Origin of the sequence: Pseudomonas sp. ADAK7 (genome assembly GCF_012935675.1) — a bacterium.
Lineage (GTDB): Bacteria > Pseudomonadota > Gammaproteobacteria > Pseudomonadales > Pseudomonadaceae > Aquipseudomonas.
This window is the reverse complement of the sequence record NZ_CP052861.1, coordinates 6,346,825-6,366,642: the sequence shown is the minus strand read 5'-3', so window position 1 is coordinate 6,366,642 and position 19,818 is coordinate 6,346,825. Positions and strand designations below refer to the sequence as shown.

The 19,818-nt window shown below is 60.5% G+C and carries 20 protein-coding genes; 1 reads left to right on the top strand and 19 read right to left on the bottom strand.

Features of this window, described 5'->3' with window-relative positions:
- Nucleotides 1–192: 192 nt before the first annotated feature.
- The 10 genes from HKK53_RS29300 to HKK53_RS29255 all read right to left on the bottom strand — a co-directional run bounded on the left by HKK53_RS29300 (nt 193) and on the right by HKK53_RS29255 (nt 11,125).
- The gene (locus HKK53_RS29300; RefSeq protein WP_169373635.1) at nt 193–1,122 is read right to left on the bottom strand and encodes a PfkB family carbohydrate kinase; all 930 of its coding nucleotides are present in this window, start codon (nt 1,120–1,122) and stop codon (nt 193–195) included.
- Nucleotides 1,115–2,581 carry a purine-cytosine permease family protein gene (locus HKK53_RS29295; protein ID WP_169373634.1) on the bottom strand — a complete coding sequence of 489 codons (1,467 nt, stop codon included), beginning with the start codon at nt 2,579–2,581 and terminating at the stop codon, nt 1,115–1,117. The genes HKK53_RS29300 and HKK53_RS29295 overlap by 8 nt, the downstream gene beginning before the upstream one ends.
- Nucleotides 2,582–2,764: 183 nt before the next feature.
- Nucleotides 2,765–3,763, bottom strand: a complete 999-nt coding sequence (locus HKK53_RS29290; protein WP_169373633.1) for an ADP-ribosylglycohydrolase family protein — start codon at nt 3,761–3,763, stop codon at nt 2,765–2,767.
- Complete coding sequence (locus tag HKK53_RS29285) at nt 3,760–4,473, bottom strand: GntR family transcriptional regulator (RefSeq protein WP_169373632.1); 714 nt, start codon at nt 4,471–4,473, stop codon at nt 3,760–3,762. The genes HKK53_RS29290 and HKK53_RS29285 overlap by 4 nt, the downstream gene beginning before the upstream one ends.
- Nucleotides 4,474–4,659: 186 nt before the next feature.
- Nucleotides 4,660–5,628 carry an L-arabinose ABC transporter permease AraH gene (gene araH / locus HKK53_RS29280; RefSeq protein WP_169373631.1) on the bottom strand — a complete coding sequence of 323 codons (969 nt, stop codon included), beginning with the start codon at nt 5,626–5,628 and terminating at the stop codon, nt 4,660–4,662.
- Between the two features lie 12 nt (nt 5,629–5,640).
- Complete coding sequence (araG, locus tag HKK53_RS29275; protein ID WP_169373630.1) at nt 5,641–7,182, bottom strand: L-arabinose ABC transporter ATP-binding protein AraG; 1,542 nt, start codon at nt 7,180–7,182, stop codon at nt 5,641–5,643.
- 64 nt (nt 7,183–7,246) lie between these two features.
- Entirely contained in the window at nt 7,247–8,251 is a 1,005-nt protein-coding gene (locus tag HKK53_RS29270; RefSeq protein WP_169373629.1) for a substrate-binding domain-containing protein, read from the bottom strand.
- Between the two features lie 129 nt (nt 8,252–8,380).
- Nucleotides 8,381–9,199 (bottom strand): SDR family oxidoreductase, encoded by an 819-nt coding sequence (locus HKK53_RS29265; RefSeq protein WP_169373628.1) that lies wholly within the window; start codon nt 9,197–9,199, stop codon nt 8,381–8,383.
- Between the two features lie 198 nt (nt 9,200–9,397).
- Nucleotides 9,398–10,273: an SMP-30/gluconolactonase/LRE family protein gene (locus HKK53_RS29260; protein ID WP_169373627.1), complete on the bottom strand. Its 876-nt coding sequence runs from the start codon at nt 10,271–10,273 to the stop codon at nt 9,398–9,400.
- A gap of 135 nt (nt 10,274–10,408) precedes the next feature.
- Nucleotides 10,409–11,125, bottom strand: a complete 717-nt coding sequence (locus HKK53_RS29255) for a FadR/GntR family transcriptional regulator (protein WP_169373626.1) — start codon at nt 11,123–11,125, stop codon at nt 10,409–10,411.
- Nucleotides 11,126–11,348: 223 nt separating this feature from the next.
- Here HKK53_RS29255 and HKK53_RS29250 point away from each other — a divergent pair, with 223 nt between their 5' ends.
- On the top strand, nt 11,349–12,221 hold the full coding sequence (locus HKK53_RS29250; protein WP_169374309.1) for an esterase/lipase family protein: 873 nt from the start codon (nt 11,349–11,351) through the stop codon (nt 12,219–12,221).
- A 61-nt stretch (nt 12,222–12,282) separates the two neighbouring features.
- Here the strand turns inward: HKK53_RS29250 and HKK53_RS29245 are convergent, their stop codons facing one another.
- From HKK53_RS29245 to mltG, 9 genes are all read right to left on the bottom strand, one after another.
- Complete coding sequence (locus HKK53_RS29245) at nt 12,283–12,843, bottom strand: DUF1285 domain-containing protein (protein WP_169373625.1); 561 nt, start codon at nt 12,841–12,843, stop codon at nt 12,283–12,285.
- Nucleotides 12,844–12,859: 16 nt separating this feature from the next.
- Nucleotides 12,860–13,465: a DUF4823 domain-containing protein gene (locus tag HKK53_RS29240; protein WP_169373624.1), complete on the bottom strand. Its 606-nt coding sequence runs from the start codon at nt 13,463–13,465 to the stop codon at nt 12,860–12,862.
- Nucleotides 13,466–13,657: 192 nt separating this feature from the next.
- Nucleotides 13,658–14,626: a GTP 3',8-cyclase MoaA gene (locus tag HKK53_RS29235; RefSeq protein WP_169373623.1), complete on the bottom strand. Its 969-nt coding sequence runs from the start codon at nt 14,624–14,626 to the stop codon at nt 13,658–13,660.
- A gap of 140 nt (nt 14,627–14,766) precedes the next feature.
- Nucleotides 14,767–15,405 carry a TetR/AcrR family transcriptional regulator gene (locus HKK53_RS29230; protein ID WP_133838378.1) on the bottom strand — a complete coding sequence of 213 codons (639 nt, stop codon included), beginning with the start codon at nt 15,403–15,405 and terminating at the stop codon, nt 14,767–14,769.
- Nucleotides 15,406–15,747: 342 nt separating this feature from the next.
- On the bottom strand, nt 15,748–16,533 hold the full coding sequence (locus HKK53_RS29225; protein ID WP_169373622.1) for a TatD family hydrolase: 786 nt from the start codon (nt 16,531–16,533) through the stop codon (nt 15,748–15,750).
- Nucleotides 16,534–16,548: 15 nt separating this feature from the next.
- Complete coding sequence (locus tag HKK53_RS29220) at nt 16,549–16,905, bottom strand: PilZ domain-containing protein (RefSeq protein WP_054051788.1); 357 nt, start codon at nt 16,903–16,905, stop codon at nt 16,549–16,551.
- A gap of 32 nt (nt 16,906–16,937) precedes the next feature.
- A complete protein-coding gene (locus tag HKK53_RS29215) occupies nt 16,938–17,924 on the bottom strand; it encodes a DNA polymerase III subunit delta' (protein WP_169373621.1) in 987 nt (328 codons plus the stop codon).
- On the bottom strand, nt 17,917–18,549 hold the full coding sequence (gene tmk / locus HKK53_RS29210; protein ID WP_169373620.1) for a dTMP kinase: 633 nt from the start codon (nt 18,547–18,549) through the stop codon (nt 17,917–17,919). Before tmk ends, HKK53_RS29215 begins: the two co-directional genes overlap by 8 nt.
- 19 nt (nt 18,550–18,568) lie before the next feature.
- Complete coding sequence (gene mltG / locus HKK53_RS29205) at nt 18,569–19,816, bottom strand: endolytic transglycosylase MltG (protein ID WP_169373619.1); 1,248 nt, start codon at nt 19,814–19,816, stop codon at nt 18,569–18,571.
- Between the last annotated feature and the right edge of the window lie 2 nt (nt 19,817–19,818).

Below are 19,818 nucleotides of genomic sequence, written 5' to 3'. Positions count from 1 at the left end.
ATGGCTTGCCGGGAGGATTCGGGGGGAGGCTTTGCAAACGGGGGACTCTCTCCATGAGTGTACGAAACTGGCCTGACAGGCTGTCAGACACTTCCCCTTCCTGGGGCGCGCATTGTGCAAATTTTGAGACGGGATAGCAAATAGCCTACCGCCGTCTCTGTAGGAACGGGGCTTGCCCGCAAAGGCGACCGATCAGTCGCCCGAATGCTCGCGGACCAACGCATCCACCTCAGCCGACCCAGGCGAAGTCGCCGGCCCCCACCGCGTCACCGCCAAAGCCGCCGCCGCATTCGCCCTTCGCGCCGCCTCGAGCGCCGACAACCCTCGAGCCAACCCGGCCACAAACACCCCGGCATGGGCATCCCCGGCGCCGTTGCTGTCTACCGCGTCGACCTTGAACCCAGGCACGTGCTGGCAGTCACCGCGCTGACGAATCCAGCACCCTTGCGGCCCATCGCGCACCACCATCAACACATCGGCCGGCAGATGATCGACCAACCGATCCAGCGCCTCAGCAATGTCCGCTGCCCCGGTAAACCGCAGCGCCTCGACGCTGTTGCTGGTCCACACATCGATGCGTGGCAGCAACGCATTCATCAACGGTTCATCCGGCGATTCCACCAACGGCCCCGGATCGAAAATCACGTTGATGCCTTTCGGTAATCCCAACACCCAATCCACCAACGCCCGAGCCTTGCCAACGTGCAGCAAGCTGTAACCGCTGACATAGACATAGTCCCCCGCCTCCGCCGGCACGCTCGCCAGGTCCTCGGTGGATACGTCGCCTTCAGCGCCGATGTAGGAAATGAAACTGCGTTCGGCCGAGGCGTCGGTCACCGCGACGCATAACCCGGTATCGCGCTCGGCTTTGTCGGCGATGCCAATCTGAATGCCTTCCGCCTTCATCGCTTCCCGCGCCAGGTCACCGAAACGTCCGGTGCCATGCCGGCCGAGGTAAACCACCGGCAAACCATTGCGCTGGGCCGCGGCCATCACGTTGAAGCCACCGCCGGCTTCGAAACTGGCGGATTGCGCCAACACATCGCCGCCGGCCTGGGGCAGTTTATCCACGGCCATGACCAGGTCGATGATGACCTGGCCGGTGTGCAACAACTTAGGCATGAGCGTTCTCAGTCAGTGCAGCGCGACGATCCTTGGCCCCGCCGAGTACGAAATAAATGCCGCCGGCGACCAGGAAGGTCACGATCCAGCCGAGGCCGTTATGGCCCAGCCACGAATCGGAGAGGAAGCCGCGGAACCAGATGTTTTCGGCCGTGGTGCCGATGGTGGTGAAGCTGAAACCCAGCACAATCGCAATCGCCCAGGCACCGAAGGCACGCCATTCGATACCGCCGCGATACCAATAGGCACTGCTCGGGCTGACGTCCAGCAGGTCTTTGGGGCTGTAGTAATGACGATGGATCAGGTCCACGACGAAGATCCCGACCCACGCGGTGATCGGCACCGCCAGCAGGGAAATGAAGGTGATGAACGGGCCGTAGAAGCTGTCGGCGATCAGCATGAAGTAGATCGAACCGGCGAAGATCGCCACGATGTCCACCACCACTGCGTAGACGCGCGGGACCTTGAGGCCGAGGGTCAGCGTGGTCAAACCGGCGGAGTACACCGACAGGTTGTTCGACAGCAGCAAGCCGCCGAACGCGGTAATCAGGTACGGCACGGCCATCCAGGTCGGCAGCATGTCGCGGATCGCGATGATCGGGTCTGTGGCTTGGGCTAGGTCGTTGTTGCCCACCGACAGCAAGCCGCCGAGGGTGATCAGCAGCACCAGCGGGATCCCCGCACCGAATGCGGCCGAGGCCACCAGGCGCACGGCTTTGACGCTTTTGTGCTGATAACGCGACATGTCCGCGCCAGCGTTGGCCCAACCGATCCCGGTGCCTGCGGCCATGGTGCCGACGCCGATGATCATCGCGCTCAGCGGTGCCGGCGTGGCGTTGAACACCGCGCTCCAGTCGATGGTGGCGCAGAGGAAACCGCCGACCAGAATGTTCAACGCGCCGAACACGTAGGTCGCCCACTTCTGGATCACCAGCAAGGTGGCGTGGCCGAGGCCCGATACCGAAAGCGTCAGCAGCACGAAGATCGCAATGAAGATCAGCGTCAGCACCGGTGCGCTTTTCGCTTCCACCGGCGAACCGAACAGGATCGAGCACAACGACAACAGCACGAAGGCGGCGGTGGTGGTGTTGACGGTTTCCCAACCCAGGCGCGACATCAGCGAAACCACGGTCGGGCCGATATTGCCGCGTACACCGAAGATCGCGCGGGACAAAGTCAGGCTTGGTGCGCGGCCACGACGGCCGGCAATGGAAATGATCCCCACCACCGCGAAAGAACCAGCGGCGCCGAGAATCGCGACGATGATTGCCTGCCAGATCGCCAGGCCGCGAAACGCCACCAGCGTGGCACCCAGGGGCAAGCCGAGGATGGAGATGTTGGCGGCGAACCAGACCCAGAACAGTTGCAGCGGATGACCGTTGCACTCGCTTTCCGGGACCGGTTCGATGCCACGGGTTTCCAGTTGCCCGGCGCTTGGCCCGGCGTTCGATGAACTCATGATGGATGCTCCTGTTGCCATTGTTTTGGTTGTGGGCAGACGGATTTCTAAGTGACCTGCGCAACCCCGTGTAGGCGCTGCCGCAGGCTGCGATCTTTTGATCTTGATTGACAGCTGCCGCAAGACCGCCAGGATCAAAAGATCGCAGCCTTCGGCAGCGCCTACAGGTTTATTGCGTACACCTCAGCGAAGAGTGAGGAGTCCTTTCACAAGGGGTTCCAGCTCCAGGCCATTCACGGCTTTGACCTGCTCGATCAGCGCCACCGGCCAGCTCTCCAGGCCCAGGCAAGCGCCGAGCATGGCGCCGAGAATCGCCGCAATGGTGTCGGTGTCGCCGCCCAGGCTTGCGGCCATGCACACGGCTTCGAAGGCATTCAATTCACCAATCGCCACCTGCTGGGCCAGGGCGAACGACACCACCACCGATTCCTGCGACGCCACCGAAGTACCGATCACGTCGTACAGCAAGTCCGCCAGCAAGGCCTTGTCGCTGTCGATGCTGATGGTCCGTGCCCAGCTGATCCGCGAGGCAACGCGCCCGCCCGCGACCCAGTGACCATGGCTTTCCGCTTGCTGGGCGATTTGCATGCCCAGGTTCAGCGCTTCGCCCAGGTCCATGCCGTTGATCCCGGCCGAGACCACCGCCGCCACTGCCGCCGCGCTGGAGATGCCCAACGTGGTGTTGTGGGTAACCTGGCAGGCCTGCACCACGGCACGGATGAAACGCTCTGGATCAGCAACATCCGCCGCGATCCCGACCGGGGTGATGCGCATCGCCGCGCCGTTGGTGGTGCCGTAGCGCCCCGACTCTTCCGGCGAATGGCCGGCGAGGATCATCTCGATGGCACGTTTGGTCGAAGGGCCGAGCAAATCCTGCGAGCCCTTGGCCTGCATCTCGGCTTCCCATTCGATCAAACGTTGGGCGAGCACGGCCGGTTCGATCCGGCCTTCGCCTTCGATCAGTAATTGGCCGACCAGGATCGCCTGTTCGGTGTCGTCGGTAATCGAGCCCTTGGGCATGTTGGCGGCGATCGGTTGATCGGGGCCAGCGTCTTCCAGGTCGGTGATTTCGCCGAAGCGCGCCTTGATCTCGGCGCGGCTCAGGGATTGGGTCGGCATGCCCAGGGCGTCGCCCAAAGCCAAACCATAGAACGCGCCCAAGGCACGATTGAGCGCGGTCACTTTGACTCTCCAAATTGCAGGTGCAGACGAAAATGCACAGGGTCGAGCAGGCTTTCGACCTGTTCCATGAACCGGCCCTGACGGTCGTACGTGGTGCGCAGGGCCTTGAGGAATACGGTGCCGGTCGGACGACCGAGCAGCTCGGCGTCTTCGGCGTTCAACGGTTCGGCGCCGATCCATTGATCACCGCGTTCGCCGATGTAGCCATAGGCGGCCAGGGTGATGGTCAGCGAGTTATCGATCAGCCCCACTCGCGGCAGGCTTTCCAGGGTGCCGGTGGCGGGAATCAGTGAGCGTTCCAGGGACACCAGTGTGCCGTCGTTGGCGCGGCGGCGACGGTCGAGGGTGATGAATTGGTCGGTGCCGAACCGCGACAGCAAGTCAGGACGACTGACCGCTTCCAGGCGCAACACTTCGGTGTTGATCAGCGCCCCGCTGTCCGCCAGCGCCTGGGCCCAGCCGCTGCGCTGATCGAGCACCACACCGTCGAAGGTGACGATGGAGCCGACGCCGCTTTGCGTGGCGATGTAGTTACGCCGCTTCAGTTCGGCCAGGGCTTCACGCAGCGTGCCGCGGCTGACCTTGAATTCTTCAGCCAACTGATGCTCGCCCGGCAATAGAAAGCCGTCCTCCATGAGGCCGCTTTCGATGCGCCGGATGAGCTCGTCGACCACCCGTTGTTTCTTGTCAAATCGAACCTGTCTAATCATGTACAAAGTGATAACCGAAACAGGGTCGGGCGGGCAAGGGATATTTTTTAGGAGGTGACGGGTGGACTGATCGTTCCCACGCTCTGCGTGGGAATGCAGCCCGGGACGCTCTGCGTCCCAGAAGCGGACGCGGAGCGTCCATTGAGGCATTCCCACGCGGAGCGTGGGAACGATCGGGTAGAGGGGTTAGCGTTGTTTCAGACGGTCAATCACCACCGCCAGCAACAGAATCGAACCCCGAATCACATACTGATAAAACGTATCAATGTTCTTCAGGTTCATCGCATTCTCGATGATCGCCAGAATCAACACCCCGGCAATCACATGCCGGATCATGCCGATCCCGCCGCTCAGCGACACCCCGCCCAACACACAGGCCGAGATCACCGTCAGTTCAAAACCCTGGCCAATCATCGGTTGCCCGGAGGTCATGCGCGAAGCGAGGATCACCCCGGCCAACGCCCCGATCAAACCATGCACGGCGAAGATAATGATCTTGGTCCGGTCAACGTTGACCCCGGCCAGCAACGCCGCTTCCTGGTTGCCACCGATGGCCATGGTGTTGCGCCCGTAGGTGGTGTAGTTCAGCAGCCAGCCGAAAAACAGGAAACACACGATGGTGATCAGGATCGGCACCGGCACGCCAAACAACTGGCCGTTGCCGAAGACGAAGAACTGTTCCTGGGACACGCCGACCGCTTTGCCATTGGCAAAAATGTAGGCCAGCCCACGCACGATTTGCATGGTCGCCAAGGTCGTGATCAAGGCATTGACCCGCAACTTGGCGATCACAATCCCGTTGATCAACCCGACGACCAGCCCCATGAACAGCGCCGCCGCTACGCCGAGAAAGACGCTGTCGGTGTCCCGCATCACCACCGCTGCAACCACGCCGGCGCAGGCAATCACCGAACCCACCGACAAATCGAAATGCCCGGACGCCAGGCAATACAACATGGTGCACGCGGCAATCCCGGTCGTAGAAATCGCCAGGCCAAGGCCACGCATGTTCAGCGGCGAGAGGAAGTTGTCGATCAGCAAAGTGCAAGCCACAAAGATGCCGATGGCCGCCAGCAGCATCACCCAGTCATCGAGAAAACGTCGCAGGTCCAGGGGTTTGCGCAGGGTGGGCAGAGCGTTGTTTTGGATGGTCATCATAATTACCTCTCAGTTCGCCACGCCGTCAGCGCGTTGGCGCGGCAAAGCCAGTTGCAGCAGGTTGGATTCATTGGCCTCGTCGCGGGACAGCTCGCCGCGCATCGCGCCTTCGCACAGCACCAGGATGCGGTCGGAAATGCCCATCACTTCCATCAGATCGCTAGACACTACAATCACCGCGATACCGCTGGCGGCGAGGTTGTGGATGATCTGGTAGATCTCCGCTTTAGCGCCGATGTCGATGCCTCGGGTCGGTTCGTCGAGCAGCAAGACCTTCATCGGCATCGACAGCCAGCGACCAAGAATGGCCTTCTGCTGATTGCCGCCGGACAGGTACATGATTTTTTGCGAGGCGCTGGGCGTCTTCACTTTCAGCGCCGCGATCTGCTTCTCGGCGTTGCCCTTTTCCCATAGGCCGTGCAACAGGCAACCGAAAGTGGAATGGGCGCCGCGCGCACTGATGTTGATGTTCTCGGCGACGCTGGAGAGCGGCATGATGCCCTCCTTCTTGCGGTCCTCGGGACACAGCAAAACCCCGGCGGCAATTGCATCGCGAGGGGAACGCAGTTTCAGTTCATGGCCACGCAGTTCCAGGCGACCCGCCGTGTTGCGCGTCAAGCCGCTGAGCATGCGGAACAGCTCGGTGCGCCCTGCCCCAACCAATCCAAACAACCCGAGAATCTCGCCTTTGTGCACCTCGAAACTCACCGGTTCCCTCAGGCCTGGCCCGAGCAAACCATCGACCTTCAGCGCCACCGCACCGCGCTGACGCGGACGGTAATCGTAGATGTCCTGGATGTCGCGACCGACCATGCAGGTCACTAACTGATCATGGGTCAGTTCACTCATGTTCTCGAACGTGCGCACGAAGCGGCCGTCCTTGAACACCGTCACCGCGTTGCAGATGCGGAACACTTCTTCCATGCGATGGGAGACGTAGAGCACCACTTTGCCTTCGTCGCGCAGGCGACCGATGATCGCCATCAAGCGATCGATCTCCCGCGCTGAAAGGCTGCTGGTCGGTTCATCGAACGCAATCACATGCGCACCACGGGACAAGGCCTTGGCGATTTCCACCAATTGCCGCTGGCCGAGTGACAAGCGCCCGACCTTTTCTTGCGGATCGATTTCATCGGCCAGGCCCTTGAGGCAGGCCAACGCTTGCTGGCGCAACGCACCGCGATTGATCAGGCCGAAACTGGCCGGCAGATGCCCGAGGAACAGGTTTTCCGCGACGGACATTTCCGGAACCAGGTGCAGCTCCTGGTGAATCACCGCGACGCGGCTGGCGATGCTGTCGGCGGTGGACTTGAAGGCCATCGTCTGCTCGCCGATCTGCAGGTCGCCGCTGCTCGGAATGTAGGCGCCGCCGAGGATTTTCAGCAGCGTCGATTTGCCGGCGCCGTTCTCGCCCATCAAGGCATGCACCTGCCCCGGATGCGCGACGAAGCTGATGCCGTCCAGCGCCTTCACCCCGGGAAAGGTCTTGCCAATCCCGTTGAAGCGCAAGCTGCCGCCGCGGTGTTCTTGTGTTTGTGTTTGCGCTTGCATAACCACCTCATCACACAGATCAGACGGCCCCGTCGCCAGGGCCGCCGATGAAATCAACCGGCCTTCAGTTCCACAGGCCGATCTTTTCCAGTTCCTGCTTGAAGTTCTCGCGAGTGATCAGTGTCACTTCATCCATGGCCGTATATTTCGGCGGTTCTTTGCCGGTAGTGACCCACTCGTACATCATCACGGCCGTGTTGTAGCCCTCGATGTGCGGGCTTGGCAGCATCGAGCCGAAGAAGCCGCTGTTGGGCTTTTTCAGTTCGCCGATGGCGTCGGTGCCGTTGATGCCGATGCCGATGACGTTAGCCGCGGTGAACCCGGCGCTTTCGGTGGCGCGCACGCCGCCCAGCACGGTGTTGTCGTTCATGCCGCCGATGATCAGGTTTTTCGCGCCGCTGGGCAGTTTCACCAGCGCCGAGTTGGTGGCGTCCATGCTGCCCGGGACGTCGAGGGTTTTCTGCGCGGTGAAGAGGATATGGTCTTTCGGGAAGCCCGCATCGGTCAGCGCCTTGGCCGAACCGTCGGTGCGTTTCTTGCCGGTGTCGAGTTCATTGAAGGTGTTGATCACCGCGTAGGTTTCTTTCCAGTCCCAACCGCGTTTTTTCGCTTCGGTGGCCATGGCATTGCCCTGTTTCTCGCCGACTTCAAACGCGGCCATGCCGAGGTAAGGCACGTCTTCCATGAACTTGCCGCTGGCATCGACGAAACGGTCATCGACCGCGATCACTTTCAAGCCGTTGGCCTTGGCCTTGGCGACGATGGCCGGGCCGAGGCCGACGTCCGGCGGGCAGATCACGAATCCCTTGGCGCCGTTGGCGGCCAGGCTGTCGATGGCCGAGAGGGTTTTCTCGCCATCAGGCACGGCGATCTTGATCACGGTGAAACCTTTGTCCTTGCCGGCCTTTTCGGCGAAGGCCCATTCGGTCTGGAACCAGGGCTCTTCCGCCTGCTTGACCAGAAAACCGATTTTCACTTGCTCGGCCGCCAGCAGCGAACTGCTCAGGCTGACCGCCGTGACCGCCAAAGCGGCACAGCACAGGGAACGGATCCCACGACGACGATTCATAAGCTGACTCCTTGTTATTTTTTTGAGCGTTATTTGAAAGCCGGTACAGCGGTCAAAACGTGTAGCGAATAGTCATATCGTATGATGATTGGATTACGGACGGAGTTCCGCGCCCGAATCCCACTGTGCTCAGTCGTGGTACATGACCGAGCGACCACCATCGATGGTGATGCACGAGGCGTTGATGAACGGCGCTTCATCACTGGCCAGGAAAACCGTAGTCATCGCCACTTCCATCGGCTGCCCGATGCGCCGCGGCGGATGGAGATCAAAGGCGCGCTGACGCTCGGCGTGAGGGTCGGCGAAACCATTCCAGTAATCGACGTTCAGCTGGGTTTCGATGTAGCCGGGCGCGATGGCGTTGACGCGGATGCCCTTCGGCGCGTATTCGATGCCGAGGGCGCGGGTCAGGCCGAGCAAGCCGTGCTTGGCTACCGGGTACGGGAAGCAGCCGGGAATGATGTGGGAGGAATGGGTCGAGGCGATGTTGATGATGCTGCCGATGCCCTGCTCGATCATCTGCGGCAACACCGCTTTGCAGCCGAACCAGGCGCCGTCGAGGTCGATGGCGAAGCAGCGGCGCCAGTCTTCTTCGGTCATTTGCAGCGGATCGCGGAACACGTTGACGCCGGCGCAGTTGACCAACACGTCGATGCGGCCGTGGCGTTCGACGGCCAATTTGGCCATGGCGTTCAGGTCTTGCTGATTGGAGACGTCAGCCTTGATCGCTTGCACGTCAAACCCTTTGCCCCGCCAGTGAGCCGCGACTTGCTCGACTTTATCGCCCTGGATGTCGCAGATGATCAGCTTCGCTTGCTGGCAGGCGAAGGTCGCGACAATTGCCTCGCCAATGCCTTGGGCCGCGCCAGTGAGCAGCACGACCTTGTTTTTCAGGCGCTCGCCCTTCGGCGGCTCGGGCGCTGGCGGCAAGGAAAGAGGTTCAGCCATGAAGCCAGACTCCCTTTTTCAGGCACGACAAAAACCGGGCATCTGTCGATGTCCGGCCGAAAAACTGTGTGGAAAATCGCTGCATCACTTCACCTGTTTTGTTTTTTTAAGTGTGAGTGCGTGTAACTGATGGAGCCGACTATAAACCCGACCGCCAAATAATCTCAATATATAATTTTACATCCCATATTTTGGGATCTAACCGGCAAACCTCGTACAGGTTTTTCCGGTCACATCGACTCGAATCGATAGCACAGCGCCGTCCAATGGATGGTTGAGCGGGCTCGCGGCGCTGGTGATGTACAAGGTTTGCAAGTCTTCGCCGCCGAATACGCAACTGGTGGGACGACTGACGGGCAGCTCGATCACCCGGTCAACCTGGCCTTCGGGACTCAAGCGGAGCAGGCAGCTGCCGTCCCATCGGGCATTCCACAGATAGCCTTGGGCATCCATCGCCGAACCGTCCGGGCCGCCGCGCTCATGGGGGCCGAACCAGACCTGGGCCGGGTCGAGGCCGCCGTCGGTGCGGATGAAGTGTTGGTAGAGCGTGCTGTCGAGGCTGTCGGCGAAGTAGAGCCGAGTCGAGTCATCGCTCCACAGCAACGTGTTGGGAATGCCCAGGCCCCGGAGCAGCGGCGTGACCCGGGCATCGCGGTCGATGCGGAACAGGCCACCGGAACGGCGCTCGATGGGCAGGTCTTCGCCGTGCTCGCCGATGTTGTTTTGCATGGTGCCGAGCCAGAGACGGCCTTGGGCATCGCAGCGGGCTTCGTTGGGCCGATTTCCGGGTTGCGGATCGGCGACGCAAAGCAAGGTCAGCCGTGGTTCCAAGCCGGGCGAGCCGAGATCCAGCCGATACACGCCGCTGCTCAGGGTCACCAGCGCATCGCCACTTTCGCAGGGGATGAAGGCGGACACATGCTCCGGCATCTGCCAGATCTGCACGTTGGCGCCGATCAGTCGCAGGGCTTGCTTGCCGGCGATGTCGACCCAGTACAGCGCTTGGGTCGGTGCGTCCCAGAAGGGGCCTTCACCGAGCTGGGCGCGGTGTTGGGTAACGGCAGTCCACGTCATGAAACCTCCTTTCTTATTGCTTTTTCAATGTAGGAGCGAGGCTTGCCCGCGAAAGCGATTTCATGATCAACAGAGATGCTGAATGTTAAATCGCTTTCGCGGGCAAGCCTCGCTCCTACATGGGAATTGGTGTTGTCAGCTGGCTTTTTTGTCGGCCATGACTTGCGGGTAGAAGCGTTTGATTGCCAGGTCGGCGTTGTCGATCAGGGTCATGCACGCCCACACACCTCGCGCGGCATCCCGGGCGGCGATGGCGTCGGCCATGTCCTTGTGGATCGGCAATGTGCGGCGCAGTTCATCCGGATCGGCGGCGGACACTTCAAACGATACCGCCAGCAGCGCGCCGAGGGCCGGGACCATTTGTTCGATGAATTGATTGTGGCTGGCGGCAAGGATGCACTCGTGGAAGAACTGATCGGCGCGGTTGTAATCGATGCCGCTGTCGACCGCTCGCTCCAGCGCGTTGCAGGCCTGGAGGATCGCTTGCACCTGTTCGACGGTGGCCCGCTCGCAAGCCCAGCGCACGGCCATGGGTTCGATGGTGCGACGCAGGTCGAGCAAGTCATCGACGAAGTTTTCCGGCAAGCCGCTACGGGACAGCCAGCCGACGACTTGCGGATCAAACAGGTTCCAGCGCTTGATCGGCAGCACCCGCGTCCCGACCTTCGGCCCGACTTCGAGCAGGCCTTTGGCTACAAGGGTTTTGATGGCTTCGCGGATAACGGTGCGACTGACCCCAAGCTGTTCGCCGAGATCAGCTTCGACCTTGATGGTCTCGCCGGGTTTGACCTGGCCGGCAGCAATCCAGCAACCGAGCCAATCGACCGTCGACGCATGAAAACTGCTGGACATGAAAACCTCGAAGCAGGGACGGCAACAAGCCGCTCGTGATGCAGGCCACGCTAATCATCATACGATTGAGTGTCAAATTGATTTTTTCATACGTCTTCGAAACTCAGCGCATTTCATCCGCGGGATTTGAAGCAACCCACTTTGTCACCTACGGTTAGCCCGCGACAGATCAGGCAGTCAAAAGCCTGTGTTCCACCAAAGTCCGCTATCGACAGGTATGAGTATGAACATGGATGCGTCTACGCAATACCCGATTGTATTGGTCCACGGCCTGCTTGGTTTCGACACCATTGGCGGTTACCCGTACTTCTTCGAGATCAAGGAAGCCCTGGAACGGGCTGGCGCCACGGTGTACGCCGTTAATATCCCCGCCGTTAACGGCAACGAGGAGCGCGGCGAAAAACTGCTCGAACACGTCAATCGCATTTTGCGCGAAACGGGAGCGGCCAAGGTCAATCTGATCGGCCATAGCCAGGGCCCACTGGCCGCACGCTATGTCGCCGCGCTGCACCCGGAAAAGGTGGCGTCAGTCACTTCGGTCAGTTGTCCCAATCACGGTTCGGAAATTGCCGATCAGCTGCATAAGGCACTGACGCCCGGAGAGTTGCCGGAAGCGGTGGTGCTGGTGCTACTGGAAGCCGTCGGTGCCTTTATCTCGTTGATCAGTGGCCATCCAGAGAATCCTGAGGATGCTCAAGCGGCCTTTGCGTCGTTGACCAGCACAGGGTTGGCCGCCTTCAACAAGAAATACCCGCAAGGGGTGCCGAAACACTGGGGCGGGGATGGCAACGAAGTTGAAAACGGCGTGTATTACTACTCCTGGAGCGGGATCGTGCAGAACTTCCAGAGCCTGCAACCCCTCGATCCGTCCCATTTGAACTGCATCGTGCTGTCGAAATTATTCTACAAAGAGAAACACGCCAACGATGGGCTGGTCGGCCAGTACAGCTCGCACTTGGGCAAAGTCATTCGCTCGGATTACCCGATGGACCATTTCGACGCGGTCAATCAAATGGCCGGCATTACGAGTTGGAATGTCAGCCCGGTTCATCTCTATCTTGAACACGCCGCGCGGCTCAAGGACAAAGGTTTATAGCGCCCAAAAAAAGGCCCGCTGCACTAGCGGGCCATTTTTCAGAACCAGGGAACATCGCGGGTCAAGGCTCAAGCCCGATCGGGAAGAACTCGCCACTACTCCACACGCCCAACCAGCGTTGGCCGTCGATTTCGCGGCTCACCGCCAGCTCGACCAATTGGTAGAACACGTTGCGATGGATCAGCGCTTCAAGGTTGGTGCGCACATGCACGTAGGGCGCAGGTTCTTGGGTCACGGGATCGATCACCACGCGCATCGGGTGTTCGGCGCCCGCCTCGGCTGTCTCATCGACGTTAGTGGTGAAGCGCAACACCTGGGCTTCGCCCTCGCCTTCAACATCGACGGCAATCGCCACGAACGGCGCGTCGTCGACCTTGATCCCGACTTTCTCGACCGGGGTAATCAGGAAGTAATCATCGCCGTCGCGGCGGATGATGGTGGAGAACAGCTTGACCATCGGCTTACGCCCGATCGGCGTGCCCAGGTAATACCAGGTGCCGTCCCGGGCGATGCGCATGTCGATGTCGCCACAGAAGTCGGGGTTCCACAAGTGGACCGGGGGCAAGCCTTTGGTCTTGGGGATTTGCCCCAGCAGGTCGTTGGCTTTTTGCGGGCCACTCATGGCGTTCTCCTTGGAATTACTGTTCGCTGAGCCCCAACAGGCTGCGCGCGTATTGCTCCAGCGGCGGGCCCAGCAGGTCTTCTGGCTTTTTGTCGTGGAACGTCAGTAAACCGCCACGACTCTTGATCCGTGCAGTATCGATCAAATACTGGGTGCTGGTCTCGATCAACATGATCTGAATTACACCGCTGTCGATGCCGAGGCGGTCCACGGCTTCCTGGTCGAGCCATTCGTCCGAGTTGCCAATGCGATCGTCAGCCTTGGCAAACCGCGTGTACAGCAAGTAATGCGCACCGGCGGCCCGGGCTTCGCCCATGGCCTCATCGAGGCCTTCCGGCGCACGGGCGCGGCGGACCATCGGAAAGTATTCGATAAAGCCGTCGAAAGCGGTTTCGGCGACGACGTTAGGTCGCGGATAGGCACTGCCCGGCGGCGCGAAAGCCCCTTGGGCGATGTAGATGAAGGAGTCCGGCTGGATACGGAAGTTGTTCACGCGCTGACTGTTGCTGTGATCCAGCAGCCCCGCGTCGCTCATGTGGTAGCGAGCACCTTCGCCCATGTCGCTGACATTCATGCAGCCACCAAGCGCCATAACGGCCAGCAGCAAAACCAGGCTACGCATCCTACCCTCCAGAAGCCGGTGACGGAAAACCGGCGAATGGGCGTTGGATGCAGCTTCCGCGCCAGCTCAGGATTATCACCGACTTATAGAATGCAATCGCGGGCAAGCCTTGCTCCTACAGGTTTGAGGTGTCCGCACAGTTGGGTACGACACAAACCTGTAGGAGCGAGGCTTGCCCGCGAAGAGGCCCTGTCAGCCGCCGATAATCTTCATGATGGTCGCGCCACCGGAGAACGCCACTTCCTGCTTGTCCCCCAGGGCTTTCACCAACAACCGCTGCAAGGCAGGCAGTGCCTGATGACGCGGTTTATCCAGCAAGTCGCCGACATAGTGACGATTGCTCGACGACAGGCAACCATGCAGCCAACCGGTGGACGACAGTCGCAACCGCGAACACGTCCGGCAGAACGGCACGCTTTCGTTGGCGATTACGCCGAAGTAGCCCTGCCCCGGAATTTCGTAGCGTACTGCCGTGGCATCCACTGGCGCATTGGCTTGCAGGTATTCGTAGCGCTCGCTAATCAGGCTCAGCAACTGCTGAAGGCTGACGAACTGTTGCAGGAAGGCGTTGTTGTCGCTGGCCAGGTGACCCATGCGCATCAGCTCGATAAAACGCAGCTCGTAGCCACGTTCCAGGCAGTAATCGAGCAGTGGCATCACCTGATCGAGGTTCTGCCCGCGCAACGGCACCATGTTGACCTTGATCTTCATGCCGGCGGCCGAGGCCTGTTCCATGCCATCGAGCACAGTCGCCAGGTCACCGCCACGGGCAATGCTGCGAAACGCGCTGGCGTCGAGGGTATCGAGGGAAACGTTGATGCGCCGGATGCCGGCATCCACCAGCAACGGCAGTTTTTTCGCCAGCAACTGACCGTTGGTGGTCAGACTGATGTCCTCAAGCCCCATCTGGCCGACGGCAGTCATGAAAGCTTCGAGTTTGGGGCTGACCAGCGGCTCGCCACCGGTGATGCGCAACCGCTCAATGCCGGCGGCTTCGATCAGATACGCCACGCCGCGTGCCATGGCCTCGGCCGACAATTCATCCTGCGCAGCCACCAGACGCTTGCCGTTAGGCACGCAATAGGTACACGCGTAATTGCAGGCTGAGGTCAGGCTGATCCGCAAATTGCGAAAACGCCTGCCTTGACGGTCAACGATCATGGATCACTCCGGCGGAAGAAGTTTCGGGACCGCTAAAACTTGACTCACAAATCAAGTTTTAGCAAGTCCTAAGCCTGAGTATATTCCTGCGGTACTGCGCCATGTAGCTAAATCATGGCGCAATAAGCTAACTGAATGGTTCAGCTGCTCGGGGTATCGGTGTCGCGCTTGCGCTTGTTGCCCATGCGCACGCCGATGTCCATCAGGAACTGGAAGAAACCTTCCTGGTCTTCCAGCACATTGCTCCAGAACGGCGAGTGATACAGCGCCACGGCGCCATGCACCAGCGCCCAGGACGCGCAGTAGTGGAAGTACGGCGGCACGTCTTCGAGCTTGCCTTCGCTGATCCGGCCCTTGATCAGCAAGGTCAGGCGTTCGAAGTTCGAGGCACGGATCTTGTGCAGTTCCTCGACCATCTCCGGCACCTGGTTGCCCTTGACCACCTTTTCTTCCAGGCGATCGAACAAGCGATAGCGTTGCGGGTCGCGCATGCGGAATTCGAAGTAGGCCCGGGACAGGGCTTCCTTGTCCTTGTCGACATCGGCCGAATGCAACAGCTCGTTCAAATCGCGCTCGTAATCGAGCATCAGGCGCAGGTAGATCTCGGCCTTGGACTTGAAGTGCTTGTAGATCGTGCCTTTGCCGATACCGACGGCATCAGCAATCATCTCGACGGTGACACTGTCTTCACCCAGTTCGAGGAACAGCTTGAGCGCGGTATCGAGAATTTCTTGCTCGCGGCGACGAAACTCACGGACCTTACGAGGTTCTTTATGCATAAGAAAAGGTCTGTAGGGGTCAAAATTCGAAGCCGCGTATTATGCCTAACTTGCGCCAAAATGCACGGATCATCCGACCATATCTGCGTTTCTTGATCATTTCACGCAAGGCCACCGGTTGATGAGAACTCTTCCGAAGCGCCCGTATTCCAAAATTGTTTAAAAACCGGGGCGGCTAAACTGGACTCGGCGCGATACTGATCAATACTTGAACTGTCGGCGGGGCATCTCCCCCAAGTGTCGCGTCGATATAGGTACCAACGGACCGCGTACCTTTGTTTTACTCCTAATGGTCTTAACCCGGATTCACCCCCCAGAACCCGGGTTTTTTTTGCCTGCGATTTAACCTTTCACATGCGCAAGCGGGAACAATCGCTTGAAGTTTTCCGTGGTTTGCTCGGCAAACCGCTCGTAGGACTCACCCCGCAGCATCGCCAGGAACTCTGCCACTTCCCGCACATATTGCGGCAGGTTCGGTTTGCCGCGATAAGGAATCGGCGCCAGGTACGGCGAATCGGTTTCTACCAGCAAACGGTCGGCCGGCACTTTGCTCGCCACGTCGCGCAACGCATCGGCATTGCGGAACGTGACAATCCCGGACAGGGAAATGTAATAGCCCATGTCCAGCGCGGCCTTGGCCATGTCCCAGTCTTCGGTGAAGCAATGCAGCACACCGGCCTGGGGCAACGCGGCTTCGCGCAATAGCTCCAGCGTATCGGCGCGGGCACCACGGGTGTGGATGATCACTGGTTTACCGGTTTGTTGGGCCGCTTGCAGGTGCAGGCGGAAGGATGCCTGCTGCAGCTCGGCGGCTTCCGGCTCGTAATGGTAATCCAGACCGGTTTCACCGATCGCCACTACGCGCGGGTGATTCAGCTCTTGCAACAGCCAATCGAGCGCGGGCGCGGCACCGGGTTGCACGTCCAGCGGATGCACGCCGACTGAACAATCGACATCGTCATAGCGCTCGGCCAGGGCTTTGACATCGGCGGCATTATCGACGCTGACGCCGATGCACAGAAAGTGCCCTACCCCGCGCTGACGGGCTGCATCGAGTGCGGCATCCAGGGAACCGTCATGGGCGGCGAGGTCGAGGCGATCAAGGTGGCAATGGGAATCTACGAGCATAAAAAGGGCTGCAACTTACATCGTATGAGTGGGACGGTCGGATTTCAGGGCTCCGGCCAGATGGGTTTCGATTCGACTGCGGGCGGTGTTGTCACCGTCATTGAACTGCACGCCTACCCCGGCGGCCCGGTTGCCCTGGGCACCTTTGGGGGTAATCCAGGTGACTTTGCCGGCGACCGGAATCTTCTCCGCTTCGTCCATCAGGTTCAGCAACATGAACACCTCATCGCCCAACTTGTAGCTTTTGTTGGTCGGGATGAACAGGCCACCGTTCTTGATAAACGGCATGTAAGCCGCGTACAGCACGGACTTGTCCTTGATGGTCAGGGACAAAATGCCGTTACGCGGCCCGGTGTTGACGGGTTCATTCATGCTGACCTCCATGGCTGATGCTCAGAGTCTAGTCACTTCTGGCCCGGCAAAGACACCCATTGCACCAGCAGCGCCTCAAGCAACAGCGCCGGATTGAGGTTGGCCTTGCTCATCACCTTCTGGCGCTGGGCGAGGATCCAGTCCTGAATATTCAGCACTTTGCCTTGGGCGGATTTCTGCGCCAGGTATTGGATGACCTTGCGCATGTCCGTCAGGCCCAGGCCTTGTTCATCCTGGGTCAACTGGTAGCGCAGGATCAGGCTCGACCAGTCGCAGAACCAGTCGAACAACAGTAACTGCGGAATGCTTTTCCATTCTTCGGCCAATTGGGTCGGTGACTTCTGTTGCTTGAGCAACTGTTTCACGCCTTCGACCACCAGCAAGCGCTGTTCGCGTACACCCTGGTTCTGCAACTTGACCGCGGCCAATGGCGAACCGGCGGCCAGGGTCAACAATTCGATACGTTCTTCCTGCGAGCAATCCGGCAAGGCCGTCGCCAGCCACGCCAGGCTCATGGCCTCGCTGGGCAATGGACAGGCCTGCTGCTGGCAGCGGCTCTTGATCGTCGGCAGCAAGCGGCTGGTCTGGTGACTGACCAACAGCAACACGGTATCGCCGGACGGTTCCTCAAGGCTTTTGAGCAAGGCGTTGGCGGCGTTGACGTTCATCGACTCGACGGGCTCGATCAGCACCACTTTGCGCCCGCCCATCTGCGAGGTCTGCACCACAAAGCTGACCAAGTCACGCACCTGATCCACCTTGATCGCCTTGTCCGCTTCTTCCGGCTCAAGGATGTAGTTGTCGGGGTGGCTGCCGGCCTTGAGCAGCAGGCAGGATTTGCATTCGCCGCAGGCATCCCGGGCAGTCGGACGCTGACACAGCAAATGCGCCATCAACCGCTCGGCCAACGCACGCTTGCCGATCCCGGCCGGGCCATGCAGCAAATAGGCGTGGGCGTGCTGTTTACGCCCCGCCAGTTGCTGCCAGAGCTCGTCCTGCCACGGATAGGCCTCAGCCACGGGTCAGCTCCAGCAAACGCGGGAGCAACGCATCCAGCGACTGCTGGACCTGCGGCAGCGGTTGGGCCGCGTCCACCAACACATAACGTGCAGGGTCCGCTTCAGCGCGCTTGAGAAAGCCACTGCGCACCGCATCGAAAAAGGCTCGGCCTTCGAGTTCGAAGCGATCCAGCCGACCGCGCGCGCTCGCACGGGCCAGGCCGACTTCTACTGGCAGATCGAAAATCAGGGTCAGGTCCGGGCGCAAGTCGCCCTGGACGAAGGCTTCGAGGGTCGCAATTCGCTCCAGCGACAAACCGCGACCGCCACCCTGATAGGCGTAGGTCGAATCGGTGAAGCGATCACACAAGACCACCGCGCCACGGGCCAGCGCCGGGCGAATCACTTCGGCCAGATGCTGGGCTCGCGCGGCGAACACCAGCAACAGCTCGGTGTCAGGGTTCATGACTTCGTCCACCGGGGCCAGCAGCACTTCGCGAATGCGCTCGGCCAGCGGCGTACCGCCCGGTTCGCGGGTCAGCAGCACTTCGATACCGGCGGCGCGCAGGCGCTCGGCCAGGTATTCGCGATTGGTGCTTTTGCCGGCGCCTTCCGGGCCTTCCAGGGTAATAAACAAGCCAGTCACAGGCAGTCCTTAATCAGAGTCATTGCGGGCTTTGCGGCGACTGCGCATCCGGCTCGGGTGCGAGTGCAGGTTCTTGCGCCGGTGTTGGCGGTACGGCTTCAGGTGCCGTCGTCGGCTCCGGTTCCGGCGCGGGGGCCGGCTCTTGCGCCGGCATCTGCGGCACCGCTTCGGGTGCGGTATCCGGGGACGCTGCGGGAATCGGCGTCTCGGCCTCCGGCGTCACGGGCGCGCTGGCCGGTGCCGGGCTGGAGCGGTAATCGGTGCGGCGCTTGAGCTGGAACTCGCGCACCGCCGAGTTATGGGCATCCAGGTCATCGGAGAACACATGGCTGCCATCACCGCGAGCGACAAAATACAAACTGTTGCCAGCCACCGGGTTGAGCGCCGCATGGATCGCTTCGCGGCCGACCATCGCAATCGGCGTCGGCGGCAATCCGGAAATCATATAGGTGTTATACGGCGTCGCTTCCTTGAGATGGGCGCGGGTCAGCTTGCCGGTGTAGCGATCACCCAGACCGTAGATCACGGTCGGATCGGTCTGCAGCAACATGCCGATCGCCATCCGCCGCACGAACACGCCAGCAATCTGCCCGCGCTCCTGGGGCACGCCGGTTTCCTTTTCCACCAGCGAGGCCATGATCAGCGCCTGATAGGGTTCGGTGTACGGCACATCAGCGGCACGCTTGTCCCATTCCTTGGCGAGCACTTCATCGAGACGCTCATAGGCTTTTTTCAGCAGTTCGGCGTCGGTCATGCCACGCACGAAGCTGTAAGTGTCCGGAAAGAAGCGCCCCTCCGGGAAAATCCCGTTATGGCCGATCTTGTCCATCACTTGCGTGTCGCTCAGGCCGTTCAGGGTTTGCTTGAGTTTGTCATCCTTGGCCAGGGCCGCACGGACCTGGCGGAAATTCCAGCCTTCGACCAGCGTCACGCTGTACTGCACCACTTCGCCGCGCTTCCACAGGTCGATCAGACCGTCGACGGTCATCCCCGGCAGCATGCGGTATTCGCCGCTGTGAATCGGCGTGGCGGCGAGGTTGAAGCGCCAATAGACGCGCAACCAGAAGGCGTCCTTGATGACGCCGTCGGCTTCGAGTCGATAGAAGGTGCGGGTCGGAGTCGTGCCCTTGGGCACTTCCAGCAGTTCTTCCTGGGTGATGTTCAGCGGCTGTTCCAGCGCCGAATGGATTTTCCAGGCCGAAGCGGCCATTAGCAGCCCCGCCAGAACCAGTCCGGTTTCCAGCAGCAGCAAGAATTTACGTCTCACGT